The 18,139-nt window shown below is 56.9% G+C and carries 25 protein-coding genes and 1 tRNA gene; 16 read left to right on the plus strand and 10 right to left on the minus strand.

The features are described from left to right. Positions 1-433: 433 nt before the first annotated feature. Together AC1DUY_RS21605 and AC1DUY_RS21610 are read left to right on the plus strand one after the other, a co-directional pair. Positions 434-640, plus strand: coding sequence for a hypothetical protein (locus AC1DUY_RS21605; RefSeq protein ID WP_478116937.1), 207 nt, complete (start codon positions 434-436; stop codon positions 638-640). A gap of 190 nt (positions 641-830) precedes the next feature. Further along, a complete protein-coding gene (locus AC1DUY_RS21610; protein WP_478116939.1) occupies positions 831-1,007 on the plus strand; it encodes a hypothetical protein in 177 nt (58 codons plus the stop codon). Positions 1,008-1,035: 28 nt separating this feature from the next. On the opposite strand, the gene AC1DUY_RS21615 is transcribed toward AC1DUY_RS21610, so the two are convergent. Further along, a complete protein-coding gene (locus AC1DUY_RS21615) occupies positions 1,036-1,965 on the minus strand; it encodes an ArdC family protein (RefSeq protein ID WP_478116941.1) in 930 nt (309 codons plus the stop codon). A 194-nt stretch (positions 1,966-2,159) separates the two neighbouring features. On the opposite strand from AC1DUY_RS21615, the gene AC1DUY_RS21620 reads away from it, so the two are divergent. After that, positions 2,160-3,623 carry a type IV secretory system conjugative DNA transfer family protein gene (locus AC1DUY_RS21620; protein WP_478116943.1) on the plus strand — a complete coding sequence of 488 codons (1,464 nt, stop codon included), beginning with the start codon at positions 2,160-2,162 and terminating at the stop codon, positions 3,621-3,623. Here the strand turns inward: AC1DUY_RS21620 and AC1DUY_RS21625 are convergent. After that, on the minus strand, positions 3,620-5,056 hold the full coding sequence (locus AC1DUY_RS21625) for a hypothetical protein (RefSeq protein WP_478116945.1): 1,437 nt from the start codon (positions 5,054-5,056) through the stop codon (positions 3,620-3,622). The genes AC1DUY_RS21620 and AC1DUY_RS21625 overlap by 4 nt on opposite strands. Before the next feature lie 133 nt (positions 5,057-5,189). Next, the gene (locus AC1DUY_RS21630; protein ID WP_478116947.1) at positions 5,190-5,639 is read right to left on the minus strand and encodes a hypothetical protein; all 450 of its coding nucleotides are present in this window, start codon (positions 5,637-5,639) and stop codon (positions 5,190-5,192) included. 120 nt (positions 5,640-5,759) lie between these two features. Between AC1DUY_RS21630 and AC1DUY_RS21635 the strand changes: the two genes are divergently transcribed. The 5 genes from AC1DUY_RS21635 (at position 5,760) to AC1DUY_RS21655 (ending at position 8,419) form a co-directional block, all read left to right on the plus strand. Then, complete coding sequence (locus AC1DUY_RS21635; protein WP_478116949.1) at positions 5,760-6,098, plus strand: hypothetical protein; 339 nt, start codon at positions 5,760-5,762, stop codon at positions 6,096-6,098. 11 nt (positions 6,099-6,109) lie between these two features. Beyond that, complete coding sequence (locus AC1DUY_RS21640) at positions 6,110-6,463, plus strand: hypothetical protein (RefSeq protein ID WP_478116951.1); 354 nt, start codon at positions 6,110-6,112, stop codon at positions 6,461-6,463. A 236-nt stretch (positions 6,464-6,699) separates the two neighbouring features. Then, positions 6,700-7,011 (plus strand): hypothetical protein, encoded by a 312-nt coding sequence (locus AC1DUY_RS21645; protein WP_478116953.1) that lies wholly within the window; start codon positions 6,700-6,702, stop codon positions 7,009-7,011. Between the two features lie 44 nt (positions 7,012-7,055). Continuing rightward, positions 7,056-7,442 carry a hypothetical protein gene (locus AC1DUY_RS21650; protein WP_478116954.1) on the plus strand — a complete coding sequence of 129 codons (387 nt, stop codon included), beginning with the start codon at positions 7,056-7,058 and terminating at the stop codon, positions 7,440-7,442. A gap of 353 nt (positions 7,443-7,795) precedes the next feature. After that, the gene (locus AC1DUY_RS21655) at positions 7,796-8,419 is read left to right on the plus strand and encodes a tyrosine-type recombinase/integrase (RefSeq protein WP_478117261.1); all 624 of its coding nucleotides are present in this window, start codon (positions 7,796-7,798) and stop codon (positions 8,417-8,419) included. A 137-nt stretch (positions 8,420-8,556) separates the two neighbouring features. On the opposite strand, the gene AC1DUY_RS21660 is transcribed toward AC1DUY_RS21655, so the two are convergent. Then, a complete protein-coding gene (locus AC1DUY_RS21660) occupies positions 8,557-8,868 on the minus strand; it encodes a hypothetical protein (protein ID WP_478116956.1) in 312 nt (103 codons plus the stop codon). Between the two features lie 468 nt (positions 8,869-9,336). Between AC1DUY_RS21660 and AC1DUY_RS21665 the strand changes: the two genes are divergently transcribed. Then, entirely contained in the window at positions 9,337-9,558 is a 222-nt protein-coding gene (locus AC1DUY_RS21665; RefSeq protein ID WP_478116958.1) for a hypothetical protein, read from the plus strand. Positions 9,559-9,567: 9 nt separating this feature from the next. Here the strand turns inward: AC1DUY_RS21665 and AC1DUY_RS21670 are convergent, their stop codons facing one another. Further along, positions 9,568-9,771, minus strand: coding sequence for a hypothetical protein (locus tag AC1DUY_RS21670; protein ID WP_089264883.1), 204 nt, complete (start codon positions 9,769-9,771; stop codon positions 9,568-9,570). Positions 9,772-9,864: 93 nt separating this feature from the next. Continuing rightward, positions 9,865-10,128 (minus strand): hypothetical protein, encoded by a 264-nt coding sequence (locus tag AC1DUY_RS21675; protein WP_478116961.1) that lies wholly within the window; start codon positions 10,126-10,128, stop codon positions 9,865-9,867. 287 nt (positions 10,129-10,415) lie between these two features. Here AC1DUY_RS21675 and AC1DUY_RS21680 point away from each other — a divergent pair, with 287 nt between their 5' ends. Both AC1DUY_RS21680 and AC1DUY_RS21685 read left to right on the plus strand, forming a co-directional pair. Then, positions 10,416-10,841, plus strand: coding sequence for a hypothetical protein (locus AC1DUY_RS21680; RefSeq protein ID WP_093762178.1), 426 nt, complete (start codon positions 10,416-10,418; stop codon positions 10,839-10,841). Positions 10,842-10,891: 50 nt separating this feature from the next. Then, entirely contained in the window at positions 10,892-11,518 is a 627-nt protein-coding gene (locus tag AC1DUY_RS21685; protein WP_478116963.1) for a hypothetical protein, read from the plus strand. A gap of 123 nt (positions 11,519-11,641) precedes the next feature. On the opposite strand, the gene rlmB is transcribed toward AC1DUY_RS21685, so the two are convergent. Further along, on the minus strand, positions 11,642-12,493 hold the full coding sequence (gene rlmB, locus AC1DUY_RS21690) for a 23S rRNA (guanosine(2251)-2'-O)-methyltransferase RlmB (RefSeq protein ID WP_478116965.1): 852 nt from the start codon (positions 12,491-12,493) through the stop codon (positions 11,642-11,644). A 244-nt stretch (positions 12,494-12,737) separates the two neighbouring features. Here rlmB and AC1DUY_RS21695 point away from each other — a divergent pair. From AC1DUY_RS21695 to AC1DUY_RS21710, 4 genes are all read left to right on the plus strand, one after another. Next, a tRNA-Tyr gene (locus tag AC1DUY_RS21695) sits at positions 12,738-12,823 on the plus strand. A gap of 84 nt (positions 12,824-12,907) precedes the next feature. Further along, positions 12,908-13,639, plus strand: a complete 732-nt coding sequence (locus AC1DUY_RS21700; RefSeq protein WP_478116967.1) for a hypothetical protein — start codon at positions 12,908-12,910, stop codon at positions 13,637-13,639. A gap of 5 nt (positions 13,640-13,644) precedes the next feature. Further along, positions 13,645-14,481: a hypothetical protein gene (locus AC1DUY_RS21705; protein ID WP_478116969.1), complete on the plus strand. Its 837-nt coding sequence runs from the start codon at positions 13,645-13,647 to the stop codon at positions 14,479-14,481. A gap of 339 nt (positions 14,482-14,820) precedes the next feature. Then, the gene (locus AC1DUY_RS21710; RefSeq protein ID WP_478116971.1) at positions 14,821-15,012 is read left to right on the plus strand and encodes a hypothetical protein; all 192 of its coding nucleotides are present in this window, start codon (positions 14,821-14,823) and stop codon (positions 15,010-15,012) included. Between the two features lie 363 nt (positions 15,013-15,375). On the opposite strand, the gene AC1DUY_RS21715 is transcribed toward AC1DUY_RS21710, so the two are convergent. Next, entirely contained in the window at positions 15,376-15,594 is a 219-nt protein-coding gene (locus AC1DUY_RS21715) for a hypothetical protein (RefSeq protein WP_478116973.1), read from the minus strand. Positions 15,595-15,790: 196 nt separating this feature from the next. Between AC1DUY_RS21715 and AC1DUY_RS21720 the strand changes: the two genes are divergently transcribed. Continuing rightward, complete coding sequence (locus tag AC1DUY_RS21720) at positions 15,791-16,078, plus strand: hypothetical protein (RefSeq protein ID WP_478116975.1); 288 nt, start codon at positions 15,791-15,793, stop codon at positions 16,076-16,078. 168 nt (positions 16,079-16,246) lie between these two features. On the opposite strand, the gene AC1DUY_RS21725 is transcribed toward AC1DUY_RS21720, so the two are convergent. Together AC1DUY_RS21725 and AC1DUY_RS21730 are read right to left on the minus strand one after the other, a co-directional pair. After that, positions 16,247-17,263, minus strand: a complete 1,017-nt coding sequence (locus tag AC1DUY_RS21725; protein WP_478116976.1) for a hypothetical protein — start codon at positions 17,261-17,263, stop codon at positions 16,247-16,249. A 123-nt stretch (positions 17,264-17,386) separates the two neighbouring features. Further along, positions 17,387-18,028: a hypothetical protein gene (locus AC1DUY_RS21730; protein ID WP_478116978.1), complete on the minus strand. Its 642-nt coding sequence runs from the start codon at positions 18,026-18,028 to the stop codon at positions 17,387-17,389. Positions 18,029-18,139 lie beyond the last annotated feature (111 nt).

The following is an 18,139-nucleotide window of genomic DNA, read 5'->3' on the forward strand; positions in this document are numbered from 1 at the left end:
CTCTATGGGGCGGCTTTTTTGTCGCATCACTCATCCACACATTTGCCGAAGATGCAGGGTTAGCTCAACATGGGAGCGACCCCATGCGCAGTATCATCATCCTCGCCCTTGCGGCGACAGTCTTGCTATCCGCCGGTCACATACGGCAGCAGCCGTTGATGTTGCCGACTGGACCGCTGCCTGCTGTGAACGTTCCTTGACAGGTTCCGTTGCGCGACTCACCATATCCTCAATGAAAGGGTATGGAGTTGGACTGGTCTGAGTTTTTCAAAAGCCGTGTCGTTTGGACGAACATTCTGAGTATTGCTTCGGTCATCCTCGTAAACTTCGGGGTGACATTGTCCCCCGAGCAACAAGCCGAAGTGCTGACCGCCGTTGTGACGCTGTCCAACGTTCTGTCTCTCGCTTTCAAGGCCACACCTAAGCAGTCTTAGTGAAAGACCTCATTGATGCGCTCCGGCGTCTTCTTGAGCTTGCTGCTGCGTATATCGCCGGCTTTGCCAAGGGGAAGTCAGAGAGCAGGGCAGATCGGGCTGAAACCGATCTTTCTGCATATCGGCAGCGTGAGAAGGACGACCGTGAAATTGATGGTCTGTCTGACGATGATCTCGACCGCGAGCTGCGCGACCCGCCCAAGTGAATGCTCCTGGTCGGTGAAGTGTCCGTCATTAGAGATTGTTGAACTGCTGCCCTACGGCGCTGATGCTGCCCGGAATCAGAAAATCCGCAGGGTGAAAGAGGCCTGTGCCCTCCAGAACCGCGGTTACCTGCGACATTGCGAATAGGAACAAGCCGCCGGTTCCCATGTTGTAAGGGAAACGGAGGTTCCCATGCTTACGGACGATCAACTGACGGTCTTGCGGGAAATCGATAACGCTTTCGCCTTTGATGATACAGCCAAGGCTGAAGAGCTGGTGCTGGACGGCTATGTCCAGAAGGACGGCGATCTTTATCAGCTTACGCCGAAGGGCGAGAAGAGCCTGTTAGACAACGGCGTCTGCGCATAGAAGTGGCCCCCATTGCGGGGGCCACACGTTAGAAGGGGATAGCGTCGCTCATTTCGCTGTCCGATGTCGGGCGTTGCCGCTCGACCGCAGGGGTGTCGTCATTCTCGGCATAGAACGCCGTTTCCCAGAGCCAATTGGCAGCCTGCGAGGCGTGTGATGCCGCATTGAAGACTGCGGTATTGTCATTGCCCAGAACCTCCAGCCAGTGCCCGATGTAGGCCGCCGACCGGAAGGTTGCCGGGATGCCGAGCCGGGCTGAAAGAAACGCACTTCCAAGCTCTGCAATCAGCTCTTCGTGAGCGTATCCGTTCTTGCCGAACTTGCTGTTCAGCTTCCGGCCGATTCGGGATTGATGGCCGGTAGCATGAACCAGCTCGTGGTTTGATACGCCCCAGTAAGCTGCTTCATCGACGAAGCTTCCGAAGGGAGGAAGAACAATCTCATCTCTCTGCGGATAGTACGCGGCCTTGTTGCCACCGTGAACGATCTTCACGCCGGAGCCCTTCTGCAGGAGAAGAGCCTGGTCGTGAGCCACTTCCTGTTCGACCGGCGGCGGAGCCTCCACGTAGTTCGGAGGCAGCTTATCGAGCTGAGCAAGGTTGAAGACCGCATAGGGCTTCATGACCGTGCTTTTCTTGACCTGACCGTCTTCCTCCTTCTCGACACGCTTCACGAAAACCACCTGAGTGGATTTCTCGCCCTTACGGACGGTCGCGCCGATGGAGTTGGCTTGCTGAAAGGTGCACCAGCCGTGTGAGCTGTATCCCTTGTCCATGGCCTCCATGTAGAGAATGAGGACATTTATTCCGGAATACATGCGGCCGGAAACAGCGTTTGCCGGAAGCGTTGTAAGGCCTCTGGTGCCGTCTTTCCAAGGTCTTGCCCAAGGGGCCACTCCTTCCTTCAGTTCTGTGATGATGCGTTGAGTTACAGACGCGTAGAGATCAGCCGCGCGCATATGCGTTGCTCCTTTGAAAGGTGATGATTGGGATGTTTCGCAGTTGAACTGCGGTTTCAGTCTGCGCGTGATTGAAAGGGTCGTAAAACAAAATCGGGATGCGCTCTCACGCCCCCTAAAGCCCCGCGATCACTCAGGCCAGTTTCTACGCCTTCGATAGGTTGGACGTGTCCAATCAACGGAGGCGGGTTAACATGGTAGGAATGATAGTTGCTGTTACCTTCGGCGTCGTGAGGCTCGTATGGGCTATCATCATCGCGTTGTTCGACGTTGCGAAGTATGGATGGCATCTCTTCAGAGAGCATAAGGGGCCAACCACACACGGCGATGCATCGTGGGCGACAGATAAGGAATTGAAAGCGAGTGGCGCGCTAGATCCACGCGGCTTTCTCCTGTGCTTCACCGAATCCGGCAAGCGCGTGTTTGGCAGGAAGAACCGGGGTTCAATCGTGATCGCTGGACCGGGGCAGGGAAAGTCTCAGAATGTCCTGGCGAACTTCAAGGCAAAAGCTCTCGTGCATTACGAGAAGCGGGAGCACCTGTTCGTCCACGATATCTCCAATGAGCTGTGGGAGCACGGCAAGCCGACGCTCGAAGCACTGGGCTACAGCTGCGAGAAGATTGACCTGGTCAATCCGTCCGCAGGCGTGACCTACGATGTGCAGTCCTATCTCGACTTCAAAAGCATCCACTACAAGACAAGTCTGAAAGCTCTCACTCACGGGCTCATTGCGCCGGAGCCGGGCTCTCGGCAGCCGCACTTCGTGGATTTTGCCCGTATCATGCTTGAGGACGTTCTGACCCTCAACCAGATCGAGGGCGGGAAACGAAGTGTCCCTGAATGTGTCGATGAGCTGATGAGCAAGAAGAAGCGGGAAGCTCTGTTCAAGCGGATGGAGGCGGCCCCTCACGACTTCAATGCGATGGAGATCTTCAGTCGCATGAAAGGTGACGAGGGTATCGGCATGGAATCTACCACGCTCCGCAAGCTTGATCCGTGGACACTCGACGCGATCCGCGAGGTGTCTAAGGTCGAGCGGACGGCAGAAAAGCCCTGTGGCTGGAATTTCGATGAGATGCTGACCAGCGAGAAGCCATGCGCAATCTTCGTTCGGACTGGTTTGGCTCCGGGCGGCGGTGACTTTGCGCGGGCGGTGTTTGTAAACCTCATCAACTCCATCCGTCGTCAGTGGGACGTAACCGGGATGGAAAATCCTCGGGGCGTGCAGGCTTTCGTGGATGAGTTTGCCAGGCTAGGCACCTGTACCGCGGTCATCGATGGCCACAACGAACTTCGGAAGGCCGGGTATAGCCAGTGGATCGGCGTACTGAGCCTGGCTGCGATGGAGGAGCTTTACGGCAAGGGCGCCAAAACCCTGTTCAACGGCTGTGACCACATCATCCTTCCCGGTAATCAGGATATGGAGGTCAATGAAACCTACAGTCGGATGATCGGAGACATGACCATCGAAAGCGGCTCACATAGCCAGTCCGCGCACGGGGAAAGCAGCGGAAAGAACGAACAAGCCCGGCGCCGGGTTAAGGCGGACGAACTGCGGCGGGCCAAAGCCGGATCGTCCTTCGTCGTTGTGGACAATCTCTCGGTGAAGGGGCTGGCCACGTTCTACATGAAGCGGGGTAAACCCATCCTACGCTAGTGCCGGATGCTGGGCGCGGGGGCTTCGAGCAATTCAATCAGCTCGGAGTGTCCCATGTGCTCCAGAATCTCCTTTGCCTCAGCCGCGGAAAGCTCGTCGTTCTCGTAAGCATCCAGCACCTGGCCGGGTGTGAGGCCTTCAAGGTCGTCCTTGACCATCTCGTTTAGGAAGACCTCGGCATTATCGAAATCCTGAAGCTGGCCATTGATGCGCTCATGCAGGTCAATGGAGCGCTCGATGCCGGCCACTTTCTGCTCCAGCTCGAAGACCTTCTGCCCGGCGTAGTTGGCATGCACGTTGGCATCCCGGAAGTTCGCCGCCTTAACTGCCTCCGAATATTCGGCCTTGGACTTCTCGGCCTCCGCCCGGATGGCTTTCTCGATGCCGGGGGTGACGATGTGCAGCGGCCCAAGCTTGAAATTGATGCCGCGCCGGAAACCCATGAAGTGGGTCTGCTCATACTGGAGCTTGGCAGTTTCCGTGCGGGTGAGGGCGTCCTCATGAGCGTCCTTAGCCAGCTCGGCTTTCTGCCGGGCGGTCTGGGCTTCTCCGCGCCAGTAGGTGTAATCGGCCTGGAGCTTTACGGCTTCCCTACGCTTGTGATCGAGAATCCTGAGTTCACGGAGATCCTGCTTGGCGTTCTCCAGCCTTTTCGACACGGGGAGGGACATGGCTTCTTCGCCGTCGTCGGCGTCCTCTGCGAGGGTTTCTTCCTCGTCAGGGATAGGCTCGTCATCCTGCTCCTCAAATTCGTTTGAGGGGGCGTCTGGGGGCACCATATTCCGCTCGTCCGCAACATGGTTTTGCTCGCCACTGTCCATGCCTTGTAGAGCGTCATGCTGGTCGTTTTGCGGAGTGGTTTGCTCGCCCGCCTGATTGTCGTTGACGTACCGCTCTTCCTCCAGCCTTTGCGCCTTCTTCTCGGCAGCTTCCTGGAAGCTGATGCTGGCATCGATGCCGAGGGCGTGCAGCTCCTTGTTGCAGACGTTTTCCCACAGCGCCTTAATCCGGTCGGAACTGTCGCGGTCGGTGGTTCTAAAGACCCGTTTGCCGGTCGAAATATCGGCATCGACATATATGAAATGCGCGTGCGGATTATTTTTTCCCCAATCCTGAATCGTGAAGTAAAACGGCGCTCGTCCGTCACTGAGCTGGAAACCAAAGCTGCGGATGGTGTCCACAGCTTGGTCCATGGTCATCTCGCGGGGAATGGAGATGACTAGCTTATCGATGATGCGCCCGTTTTTGCGGATGCTGTCCTCGCGCTCATTTAGGAAGCGCTGAGCGGCGTGGTAATGTAGCGGCATCCGCTCAGCGTAGCGATATACCGTGGCTTTCTCACGCGATATATAACGCACGTGCGCGGCAGCAGTGTACGCCTGCGCCTGCGTCGATTTCCCGACGAACGAATGCTTGATGAATGGTATCGCCATGTTGCCACAGTATGCGGAGCTTTAGAGTTGTGGTCATCCACAACTCATATGGTCTCCTATTCCCATGGCACTGATAACAGACGTTGCAGGAATGCACCGATGGCACCAAGAGGCAGTGAGGTGTACGAAGTGCTCATCGCCGGCGGCCCCACCATCCGAGGGTAGGTGGGGCCGGCACCGCTTTTGGCTCTTGCGGTAGTGTATCGATGAAAGCGCGCAGGTCTTTAGCAAGACTGCCAGCGTCAACTGCGATGTGCTTCAGCCGGGATAGACGATCTTGTTCGTAGGGGCGGCCAATCGCCCTTAGCTCTTCGACATAATTCGGTATGTTAACGCAATTTTGCACAACATCATTCGAGAGTTTTGCAGCGGTTGCTATATAAAGTTCAAGTTGGACTGCCTGAGCAGCAAGTATGGTACTGTTCCTTACGGTGGCTTCTATAAGCGAGCGAATGATTGCCGCTTCCGATTTGTCTTGCTCTTCCGCCCACCGTTCGACGTATTTCCATATTTCGTCAGGCACCTTGATCGAACGTCGATCCTGAACATTGCCGGTGTTCGTCCCCCGCGCCCGTTTTGCCATGTGTACCCCAGAATCAGCCCACAAAATAATATCAAATAATCATGTCGTGTTCTGGATGTTTCGGCTTTCGTGAACATGCCTAAAGGGGCGCCGTCCCTTGGCATTCCGCGGGAGATTGCAATGTCCGTAGCTCGCCTTGCCCAAAGTGCCCAAACCCGAAACGTCGCTGTTGAGGATCGACCAGCTGGTACGGTCGACTTCCTCCCTGAACGGATCGACCACGTCGCCCTTAAGATACTTACCGAAGCCGCCCACCCTGTGGTCGTCTGCGGCAAGGTCTTCCAATCCGCGCTTGAGCGAGTGGATATCTCCAAGGTGACGGGAGAGACGGTCGTGTACCGGGGTGTCGTCGCTTATGACGCCCTTTCACACCGGGTCGAGCGCCAGTCCTGGCGCTTCAAGGTCAGGGACGGAAAAGCCGTCATTGACGAGACCTTTCCTGTCAAAATCTACATCTGAAGGAGGGAGATATGTCCAAGCATCTTGTCATTCGTCGTGACGTTCCGGTGAGGCGGGTTATGCAAGCCCTCACTCTTTGGAAGGCGGCAAACGACCTCGCTCGCGGGTTGGGTCGGGGAAAACTCCGTCCAAGTGTAGATATGCTCTCTGCTGATGCTCAGCGGCTGCGATCCTATCGCCCAACCTATACGACTTCGGCTGGGTACACGACCTACGAACTCAAGCGCCTCTATGCCAACCGAAAGGGAAAGCTGAGAGCAGAATATGTGGGTCGGTGGCGGAACCCGGGCACCGGCAGAATGGAAACCGGTGGATGGGTCTACGGTATCGTCAACGGTTTGCCCGTTGAGTTGCGTCGCCTGTGAAAGGACGGCGGCCTTCGGGCCGCCCACTTCCATGAAGCTCATCGAAGCCGTCCTGAAGCTAGCCACTCAGCTCTTCATCTTCTTCGTCACGCTGGCGGTTCGCATAATCTCGGCAATCGTCGGGGCGCTCTGGCAAGCCTGGCTTAACAGGTCGCCCCGCCATGCCTTCCAAAGCCCTCTGGCGCGGGGTGTTCGGCCCCGCCCCAAACCCCATAATCAGCGCAGGAAACGGAAGCATGGCAGCGGACGTAAAAGCGCCTGGCACTAAGGAGGGGGCGGCTACTTTGGTCGCCGCTGTCTTCCTCTTCAATTGGGCATCGGCGGAGTACCTGAACTACCCCTTTGTATGGTGCTGGGGCCGACATCTCGGCCCGGTATTCGAACCGTGGCTTTTCCCGATTCACTTCATAGCCTTAGCGTATTTCGTTCTTGCTGTTGTGAGTCAGAACATCATCAAAATCGCAGGCGCGATGTTGGTAGTCATCATCGCCTTCGGACTCCCGATGTATCTCGAAATCCTTTTTCGCCTCGGAAAAAATTGCAGCTAGACCATTGCGCGGACTCGCGCGAATCTTATGTCCGGAGAACGAGAGTGAGCGAAGAGCACGAGAGCATGCGCGGACAAGTCGCCCTTGAATATGGCTTCAAACTCTACCGCGATTACGCGGAGAAGGAGGCTGCTGCTTTCATCCGGCGCGATCTCTCCACGCTGAAGCGTTGGCGCCGGGCAGGCAAGGTGCGCTTCGTTAAAGCCGGTGACGATGGCGTTCGCTACATGGGCTTTCATATTGCCGATATGATTTTATTGGGGACAGCACCATGGCCGGACGATACGGCGCCCGCGAATTTAAACTTGGCCCTTACTGGCTCGGACAGCGAGCCGGGAGCAAAGCCTGGTATCGATGCTGGCAAGAAGGACGCTCTCCCCAACGCGTCAGCCTCGGCACAGCGGATTTTGAAGAAGCAAAACAGCGGCTGACGGACTGGTTCATTCTCCAGTCCAAGCCGGAGCGTCCTGCTGACGAAGTTTTACTTGCTGAAGTCATCGCTCGCTATTGGGACGCGCGCGGCCAACACACATCGAACGCCTCAAGCACCAAAACTCACTGCAACTATTGGCTTGAGCATTTCGGTGATGCGTCGGTTGACCATGCGACATCGTTCGTCGAGCAGGAGCGCTTTAAAACCGCTTTGCTGGAGTCCGGTAAGGCACCCCAGACCGTCAACAACATTATCAGCACAGGACGCGCTGCGGTTCGTCTGGCGTGGAAGAAAGGGGAGCTGAAGTCCGCGCCGCCGTTCTCCCTGGCTGAGGTTGGTGAGCAGGAGCCCATGGGGCGCCCGCTCACCATCGAGGAAGGCCGGAGGCTGCTGGTCGAGCTGCCGCCCCATGTCTGGCTGCTGAACGTCCTGCTCATCGGCACGCTGGCCCGACCGAGCGCCATCATGCAGCTGGAGTGGTCCCAGGTCGATTTTGAGCATGACCTCATCAACCTGAACAAAGCCGGCCGTCGCCAGAACAAGAAACGGCGTCCGGTTGTGAAGATGCCCAAGTTCGTGCGGGACATTCTTTGGCCCCTGCGCGGGGAAGGGCGGGTCATCCGGTTCCGCGGGGAGCCGGTGAGGTCGGTCAGGACGGCATGGGGGGAGGCGAAGGTGCGGGCCAAGCTGGACGAGGAAGTAACCCTTTACTCATGGCGCCACACGCTCTCCCGGCAGATGCGGATTGCGGGGGTCCAGAAGTGGGAGGTCCAGGGGCAGTTGGGCCATGGCGGGGGCACCACAGAAAGGTATGCGGAGTTCTCCCCTGATTTTCAGAAGGAGGCCACGGCGGTCATCTCGGCATACTGGAAGAAGCTGGGTGTCCCTCAACTGTCCTTCAAATATCCGTCCCGCAAGAAGCGTAAAGCCCTTTTACGCCCTCGAATGCAGCCTGCTAAAACGCTAAGTGTATGAGAACGCTGTTAAATCGTCGATGTGCTAAGGTTTTGTAAACCGAAGGTCGGGAGTTCAATCCTCTCAACCGGCACCACCATTTCAATAATTTGGCCAAAACGGTCTTTTCGCACCGGCTCGCCATCGGTGGGTTCAACCTATGAACGTTGTTCCAAGGTAGCCCGGACTTTTGCGAGGACCTCCTGATAATCGGCCTCCCGCTTGTCCTGCATTTCCTGCTGCCGTGCCTTGAATGATGCCACGCGATTCCGGATGTCTTCGCGGAGATCAGTCAGCTTCATCGGCTGCGCAGGTTCCGGGACGATCTGCTTCGGATTTTCAGCGGATTTCATCTCGGCGTCTACCGCAACGGTCAACTTCGCAGCCAGCTCGGGCTGGTTGCCCGAGACCTCTTTTACAAATGCCAATGTCTCCGCGATTAAACGATCGCGCTCTTCGACCCAACTCATGGCGTCATCATTTAGATTGAGCGACGTTAGTGCAAGCGCGTCAGCGGGTTAAGCCTAACGGGGCACAGTGCAGAATCTGGCTCCGTCGTCGTGTCAGCGACAATGCATCTCCAAGCGGCCTGCTGACGCCTTTGGGCGGCTGGCTGTGGGAGGTTCGCCGAAGGCGAACGGGTGTCAAATAAACAGACAGGCTGCGAACGAGGCCGTCAGGCCGAAGAGTAGGGCGCCTGCGCAGAGGGCGCGCTCCAAAACCTCGCGTGCGTGATGTCGCTCGAAACACTGCCGGCTGAAATACTGGTGAGTGAAGTGGTCTTCCATCTCCGCCTCCCTGAACGGGGATAGAGAATCCTTCATGTGATTCGCCGTCAAGCGGCGTGTGTGCTAAACTGTTAAATAAGCCCCGCGGCGAGTTGAACCAATTTGCCGTTCGCGCGACCAAAGCGCGTCTCAATGAGTAAGGGGAATCGCATGACTTTTCGCGAATCCATCACCCGGCTTTTCGGCAGCACCTCAACGCCCGAATCTGAAGAGCGCGCCAGGCGACTGAACGCGTCCATGGATGAGTTTGTGCGGCTACTGCATACCAATGGCTACGACAGCAAAAGCCCCACCACCCCTAGAGAGGTGGCAGGACTTTCGGAACGTCCATCCTGCGCTCAGGACGCTCAGTCTTCCAACGAAGGATTGTGAGAGTCGTTCCTAGGTCACTGCCGGCGGTACCGCGATCGGCTTGCCCGTGTCCTCTTCGGTGCTGCACGGCTGAATAGTGTAGCCGTCCTCCAGCACCGTCTTGCCGTCCACAACATCAACGAGTCCGGCTTCGTCGGCATGTTGCCAGACGTCCTCCTCGGTCGGGAATTCCTGGCTGAGCTTCTGGTCGTCTTCGAATAGCGCGTAGGGCATGTGCCACCTCCGGCGCAGCAACGCGGCAGAGGTTGAGTAGTTCGATCGCAGTGGCCAATCTGCCCACCCGTCAACCGGCCTGTGGAACCTTAATCAGAAGCAGGGATACGCCCGGCCGTCCTGGCCGCGATAGGCCGCCGCCGATTGCTTGCAGCGGGCGGCGACGGGACCGTCGTAATAGGCGAAGGTGCCCGGCTGCAGACCCGGACCGTAATTGTGCCCGAACTGGATCCGGTAGGGCTGGCCGGGGGCGGCAAAGACGAAGGTTTCGGCGCTGTGATGATGCTTCCAGTGGCGCGCGAAAGCAGGGGTCGCGACCAGCGTCGACAGGATGATGGCTGCACTGAGGAACTTCATCGGGGCTCTCCGGACATGACGACTGCAGATGTCTGGGACAACGGCTGAAGGGATCAGACCACGTTGCGACGGCGATGCGCAAGATGTGCGCGGCGCGCGTGCGGCGGCGTTCAACCGGGATCAGATCGCCGTGCGAGCCCGTTGCGTTAACGAATCCACGCTGCGATCCCGCGCATTTGAACTTCGCCTGATGCTTGCGCGTTAGGCTTACCGGCAGTTTAGACCGCGCCCTTAACCCATCCTGCCAGGCGTTCGAATATCGTACCGCCGAGATGCAGGACATGGCCATGCGAACCCTTTCAGCACTGCTTTTTGTGATTGCGACCACGCTTCCGGCTGCAGCCGCCGATGGTTTCAACATCGTCGTGCCCGGTCGTCCCGGCGTGCCGATCATCATCAACGGCGTCGATGCGTCCTATCGCGTGATCGAAGGCGATTGGGGCTTGCAGCGCGGCATTCATATTCAACCGACAGTCTATGGCGGTCGTTACGTCGATCCGGTTCCGAATGTCGGCCACTACTATCCGAGCCTCGGCCACAAGCCCGGCTACGGGCGCCTCGAGATCGAGCCGCCGGCCAATCGCAAATTGCCACAGCCGGCCGAGAGCTTCCACGAGCACTGGTCGGCGAAATCCGCGCCGATGGAGCGGCATAATGAAGTGCCGTTCAATCCACCTGAGGTCATCGTCGCACCGCCGGAATTCCGACGCTGACCGACCAATCACCAACACCAAAAAAAGACACCCGACAGGAGAGAGTATTCATGCGTAACGTGATTTCAAAATGGGTTGCGGCATTTGCCGTTGTCACCGCCACTGCCAGCGCAGCGCCTGCAATGGCCTGCGGCGGCGGCCTGTTCACCTCAAACGGCTGCTCGCCTTGCGGCCAGGCCTATGTCAGCCCCTGCGGCTATGGCGCCGGTTATGAGCGGCTGCCCGATCCGACGCCGGTGACGCGTCAGTATTATTACGCCAATCAGGGCCCGACCTTCAGCGGCCCGGGCATGTTCGCGCCGGTTCCGACCTATCAGGAAACCGCGATCGGCTGGCGCGGCTATGGCCAGGGTTACGGTCAAGGTTACGGCTATCGTCGCGGCTATTACGGCGGCCCCTATGCCAATCCGGTGAACTACTCCTATGGTCCGGCCTATCGCGCGCCGGCGATCTACAGCTATCCGTCGCGCAGCCAGTATCGTGCGCGCCCGAGCTATCGCTACGGCTACAGCATGCAGCCGCGCACGCGTTACGGCACTACGCAGCGCAGCTATGTGGCGCGCACCGGTTATCATCAGGCACATCGCTACGGCGCGCCGAAGGTGATGTATGCGCCGCGCGCCGCAGCACCGCAGCGTGGTTATCACCAGTCGCAGCAGCATCGCCGCGCGTACTGATCTGATCGAACGACGAACGCCCGCTCGCAGCAATGCGGGCGGGCGTTTTCGTTTTGGATAGAGGGATTCTTGTTTTGACGCGTTTTCTTGACGCGAACCGGGACCACTTCGCTCGAAAACGCTCTAGCCCATGAGTCCGAGCTTGCTGGCGCCGACATAGAGCGCAAGCACGGCGGCGTTCGACACGTTGAGGCTCTTGATCTCGCCGGGCATGTCGAGCCGGGCGACGATGCTGCAGGTTTCCCGCGTCAGCCGCCGCAATCCGCTGCCTTCGGCGCCAAGTACCAGCGCCAGCGGTTGCTGCAGCGGGATCGCGCTGATGTTCTCGGTGCCCTCGCTGTCGAGACCGACGGTCATGAAACCGAGGTCGTTCAATTCGTTCAGCGCCCGCGCCAGATTCGGCACCGTGATCATCGGCACCAGTTCCAGCGCGCCCGAGGCGGATTTCGCGAGGACACCGGTGGCTTCCGGGCTGTGCCGCGCCGTGGTGATGATCGCCTTGACTGCAAAGGCCGCAGCCGAGCGCAGGATGGCGCCGACATTGTGCGGATCGGTGATCTGGTCGAGCACCAGCACGATGCCATCCTGGGACAGGCTGTCCAGATCGGGCGATTCCAGCGGCTCGACCTCGGCCAAGAGGCCCTGATGGACGGCATCGGGCCCCAGCCGGCGGTCGATCTCGTCCGGACGGACCAGGACCGGTGCCACGCGGGTATCGATCTTCTCCTCGGCAAGACGCCGGGCGGCGTTTTCGGTCAGAATCAGCTTGAGGATTTTCCGCTGCGGATTGGCCAGCGCCATGGTGACGGTATGCCAGCCATAGAGAATGGCCGGGCCATCGCCGCCGGATTCCCGGCCCCGTCGGGGCGGCCGCCGGCCCTGATCGCGCGGTTTGTCCCGGTTTTGACCGCTTTGGCCATCGCGGCCTCTATCGGGTCCACGCTGGAATCGCTGTTTTCGTTCTCGATCGCTCATGCCTGGCTTGTCTCACGCATGCCGAATAATGGCAATTTGGGGCCCCCGGAAAGAGGTCGGGAAGGGCGGATATTCCTGCCAGGGTCGGTTGACTTTGCCCCATGGCTTCCGTCATAAACGCGCCAACCGGGAGCCCGTTTACGGGCGCGCGTTTTAACGTCATCCATGGCCGTCCAGCCACTTATTCGGTGGGACTGCCGTGTTGGGCCAAGGTCTTGTTGGCTTGGGTCCGATGGCGTCAGGCGGGGGAGTGTCCCGAGTGGCAAAGGGAGCTGACTGTAAATCAGCCGTCTTATGACTTCGAAGGTTCGAGTCCTTCTTCCCCCACCATCAATTTCAATAACTTAGCTGGATAGTGCTTCCCAGCTTCCCGATCTTCAGTGGATTTGGGAAGCGTATGGGAAGCGCTGGTTTATGTCAGGCCGCGAAGCGCAACTCAGCGCGAGCGTGAAGCCAGTTATCAATTTCGGCTTCGATCCAACCAATTCGATTATCTCCTATCGCGACTCGGATCGGAAACTTGCCGCGTGCCTCCAAATTATAGAGGTGACGATATGTGTACGTTATGCCGCGTGCCCGCAGATCGCTGTAAGTCAGGAGTTTGATTGGCCTTCGGTTATCGTTCGCTGGGATAGGCAGTTTCAATTTAAGGTTTCCTTTCTTATATCATACGCATTCACGCAGTGGGTTGTTTGGTCGTGTCACCCTCGGCGCCATCGGGCGGATCGGTCGGGAGGGGAAGTGGCGGGGAAGTTGACGCACAAGGCATGCTTTGAATTTTTCGGCACCGTGCCGAAGAATCCAAGATGGAGCTGGTCTGGCCGCAGCCCTGACGGGAAGGTCGTTTCGGTGACCTTCTGGCAAGATCAATTCGAAGATCGCGGTCGAATTTACCGGAGCAAGTTACGTCCGGGCGAAAAGGCGATGCCTAAAGCCGGCAGAACCGAACTGCTTGAAAACCTTAAATGGGCGTATGAGCACTGCGACGGCGTTCTTCACATCATCATAGCTATTGCCAAAGACACGAAGGCCGAACCGCGATCAATTCTGGAATGCTTTCCTCAAAAAACATTGCGAATGAAGCTGACGCATTTTGACGAAGGCACGGGACAGTACGTCGCCGAACGGATCGAAGGAGCAGTGTAGTCAGGATGCAACAGTTCAATGGCGGCCGCTTGTTTGTTCACATTACCGGTCTTTCTAACATGGCCCATAGCACTAATCCCGCAAATGCGCATGTGATACCAATTAGCAATCACGAAGATATCAAATCCAACATCGATTTTGTTTGCGCGGAACTTGCGCGGATTGAACTGCCGCATTCGTTAGCCTCAGCTACCGAGTTGAGAAAAATAATTCATAACGAAAGCGAAATCAAAACGAGCGAAGAACTGCAGTTGTCAAGCGACGTGGCGACGATGAGTGAACGTTGGTCATTCATGACGCCGCTCGTACTGGGTAGATACCGATACTACGCCGGCGATCTTACGAATCGGTTCAAGGACGAATTGGCCTCTCGGGTTGTTCTTGCCATTGCTGCGCGTCACTCGGCATACTTCAGTGCCGAAACCCCACTTTTCGGCGATGAAGTTTTTGCCAAATTCGAGCGCGCCCGCGATGATATTGAAGAAGCAGGCAAGTGTCTTGCCTGCGGAAGGGCAACTGCAACTGTCTTCCATCTAATGAGAGCCTTAGAGAGCGCGGTTCGCATAATTGGTACTAAACTGGGGGCGACGACCGAAGACGTGCATGGTCGCGGGCTGGCATGGGGTGTGGTGGCTGGAAACATGCGTCCTATTATTGACGCGATGCCGGTAGGAAGTGACCAACAAACGAAATGGTACCGCGTTCAGCAGGATTTGGTTGCCGTCAATCGCGCGTGGAGAGTGCCGACGAACCATCCAAAGGAAACTTACACAGAAGAGCAAGCGCAAGAAGTATTTGATGCCACCCGAGCATTTATGAGGGAGCTTGCGCCATTAGTATAGCGCGACCGATTTCTACCAGCCGCGCCATTCCTTCGCACCATTCAAACTTGTCGTGGTCGCCGTGGCGCTCTCATCGCTTGCATAATCTTTTGGTCCCGATCAAATTCTTTCTGGACAGGAAATAAACTGCTCCTCGGTCCGTTCTGAAGTTCGCCCGTATCGCTTGCCGTTGCTACTAAAAGTAATTCAATTCTAAATTTAGTGGCGCGCGCTGGCACATCTGCATTTTAGCAGTTGGATATTTTCGCGCGTAGTCCATTCAACCGTTGTTCAATGGCGCATTTTTTCGTTGAGTTTATGGTCAGCCTTAAATCAGACTCGTGCATGAGGAATGCTGACATGAAGTCGTTAGATGATGTAATGCGCGCCGCATTTATTGATAATCCAAGTGGGGACCGAGAGGAAATTCGTGCCGATTGCTTGAAGCGCTTCGGCTTGAAACCAAACGTTATCGAGGCCGAACTGTTCTCGTTTTGGTTTAACAAAGAGTATCCCGGCTTCGTAATAGACAGCGGTTGCCAGAGTCTGTGAAGAAGGAACAAGCCAAGCAGCGGCGCGAAGTCATTGTCGAGAATCGGATTGCACGGGATAAGATAGTGAAGGAAATGACAGCCGCGCTGCATGAGAGCTTTCGCAGGAAGTATGAAAAAAAGCAGTAGCGGTTGCTATGTGTTAGCAGACCGCGCCATGCCTTCCATCCATTCATACGCGTCGTGATCGCCTTAGCGATCCCAAAGCTCGCGTAGCTGCTGTTCCGGCAAGAACTCTACGAAGCCGCAACGGCTTCCGCTCCGCAGCCACGCCTCTTGATCGTCATCACGCCGCGCGCGCCTACTAGAGGAATGATGGTTCGCGCGAATTTGTGCATTGGGGTTAAAGCTAACACAGCCCAACTTACCTTACTTTCGATGGCTTTACCTCCTGTAGATCAGGCCGCGCGCTTGCGTTGAAGCAAACCATTTTATGCTCCGGGTTGTCGCGGTGCCAAATCTGCACGGCCTTGCCGAGCGCTTCGTCACGGCTAGTCGCCATCACCGTACCAAAACCGCTTTGAACGTTGACCACGCCGTGGTCCAACGTGCGGCAGCCCGTGACGACGTAAAGGTAGATCATTCAGGACTCCGGGCGGGTACGCGAATTCAGATGCCCGCAAACGCAGACGACGGCCTGTCCGTGTCAGAGAAAGCGCAAAGCGCTTCAAACGCTGCTGAACTGCGTTCTGCTCAAATACACGCAACTTTAACCCCAGCGTGAGCCGGCGCTTTCTCTCTCCCGTCGCAACGTTAGAGTGCGCGAAAGGGAGCGCACGATGACCTGGATCAAGGCAAATGTATCATACCCGATGTTCTTAGCGTGCTTCGGTGCTGCGATTTTTGGCCTCTTCGAGTTCTTTTTCAAAAGGTTCTTCGGCCAACCGAATATGGCGAGCATAGGTCTGTTCATTGAAGACCGCAGGCTTGCTTTTCTCGCGGCGGCTCTCTTGGGGGCTGCGCCAATGTTTCTGCTCGGTTGGTTTGTGAGCCGGAAGGCCGGGCTTGGCCTAAGCGCAACGATGAATGAGGTGGACGCGGCTCATCGGTCACGGACCAAAACTTAGATCAGGGACTTGCAGCAAGTTCGCGCTCGCCTCTATGCATCCGAACACTGGCGCTAGATTGTCCGGGAAGATCGCGGGCATGGATGGTTGCCGGCGCTGTCGCGCGTCGCCGTAAACAGATTGCGAATAGCGGCTTGGTTCGTTGTGATGCTGTAAAGGTTGCACATGCTAATCTTTGTTATCAACATCATGCCTGGACACGCCAACAAGATATGACACACCGTGCTTGCGACTCAACTTTCGTCTTTCCTTAAAAAAATCCACAATGGGCGGAACCGCTGCGGTCGCCGTGAATGCTGCAATGGCGGCACCAAAGCCGAGAGTGCTAAACGTAGCAAGAGACACAGCGGGTGGCTTGAAATTGAGAACGCCTTTTAAGAGACCGGCAAAAAGCTCGTCTCGCGTCGCCGCCATGTCAGTGCGATAGGCCGCCAGCTTAGGCATCAGTTCTGATGCAATCAATTTAGGAATCTTCGTTTGAGCTTCAGCGCTTGTCAGTTCGTCGATCTTCGTGGCGACTTGGTTTACTTCGGCCGACCATGCCGCGTACTGGTCGATAGTTTTCGCTCGGTACTTGATCACGTCGTCCAACGAAAGACGCTGTAGAGCCTCGTCCGGTATTGCCGCTCGCGCGAATTCCATTCCAACAAGCCAAGAGTTACTTGGGGTGCCGCCAATGTAAGCCTTGTTCGTCGTCCGCTGCGCAAGAAGATCAAGAAGATGGGGCTCATCAGAAACCGGAAATGCGTCCAAGGCATCTGCAACGAGCAGGGCACTTGTGACTTGGACGGAAGCCTCTTCAACCAAAGAATGCAACGTTGCGCGCAATCCGCGAGTGCTATCAATCTTAAAAAGATACTTGGGATCGAATTCATCATACCAATGCGCAGATACGAGATCATCTGCACGAACAAGCGCGTTGCGCACTAATCTACCTGTGATGCCGTCCCCATAGTTCGCACCAAGTTGCAAAAACTTCGCGGCGAACAGGTCGTCGTTCAACCCATTTAATATGATGTTCGCGATTTCGCCGTTGCGAATGTCCGCGTTGAGGTAATGCGAATATACATCGTTTTTCGCGTGGTCCTGCGGTGCATGCGCTGCTATAGCAACGGGCGAGTCGTCCCAATTGAAGCGTCGGATCATCGACTCATGACCAACGGTGCCTCTGTTGTGGCCGGTCATGACAGACGGTCTGTCCATAAACGATAAGCGTGACGCGACCAACAGCAATCGCTTCAACGTTCGCTCATCGCAATGGCTTGCGCCGGAATACAAGAGGTGCATTTGAGACCTTCTGCCCGTGGGCTACCGCCGCGCCTTCTTTGGATCAAACGCCGGCCATCCCTTAAGCTCTTTCATCGGTGGCAAGTCATTCGGTCGCTCGGGATAGATAAACTCTTCACCGCACAGCCAGCGGCCTTCGAACCTAGCCCAAAACTGAATGGCGTGAAGCTGCAAAGCAAACTCGTACACACGCCACAGGCCACCGCGCTCAATATGTTCTCCCGTGGCATCCAGGGGGACACCGTTAAGGGCGCAGAGCGCGTTGATTTCGTCCCATCGCTCCCGCAAATACATATCCGCAATGGCCACGTGATACGGGCGGTCCGGCTTCCAACCGGAATGGCCACCCCCGCGCGGACGGAATCCCCTCCGCTGCATCAGAAGATCAGGCAAACGGGCGATGGCTGTTGCAATGCGGCGCGCCTCGTCGCTGCTTAGATGGTCTCTGCCGAATGACCATTGTTGCAGGTCGTCCCGACAGTAAATCGTCGCCAGTAAGAAGCCGCTAGCGTCCCGGACGCAGTAGCGTTCATCGCCATCCCGCTCGATCCGCCAAGGCGGGGGAAAACGTCTTTTGGGGTCTGGTCTGTCGCTTGACGGCATGAGAACAAAATGAGAACATTCTGACTGTCCGGTCAAGCCGAAGAATGGGAATTCCGCCATGTCCACAGCGCCACAAATCGAAGTCGATGCCTATGACGCCGCTTGTTCGGCAATCATCGCCCAATGCGGCGGGGATGCGCGGGGCGCGGTCAAAGCGCTGCTGTGTGCCAA

The sequence above is a fragment of the Tardiphaga sp. P4_G1 genome (genome assembly GCF_056401215.1).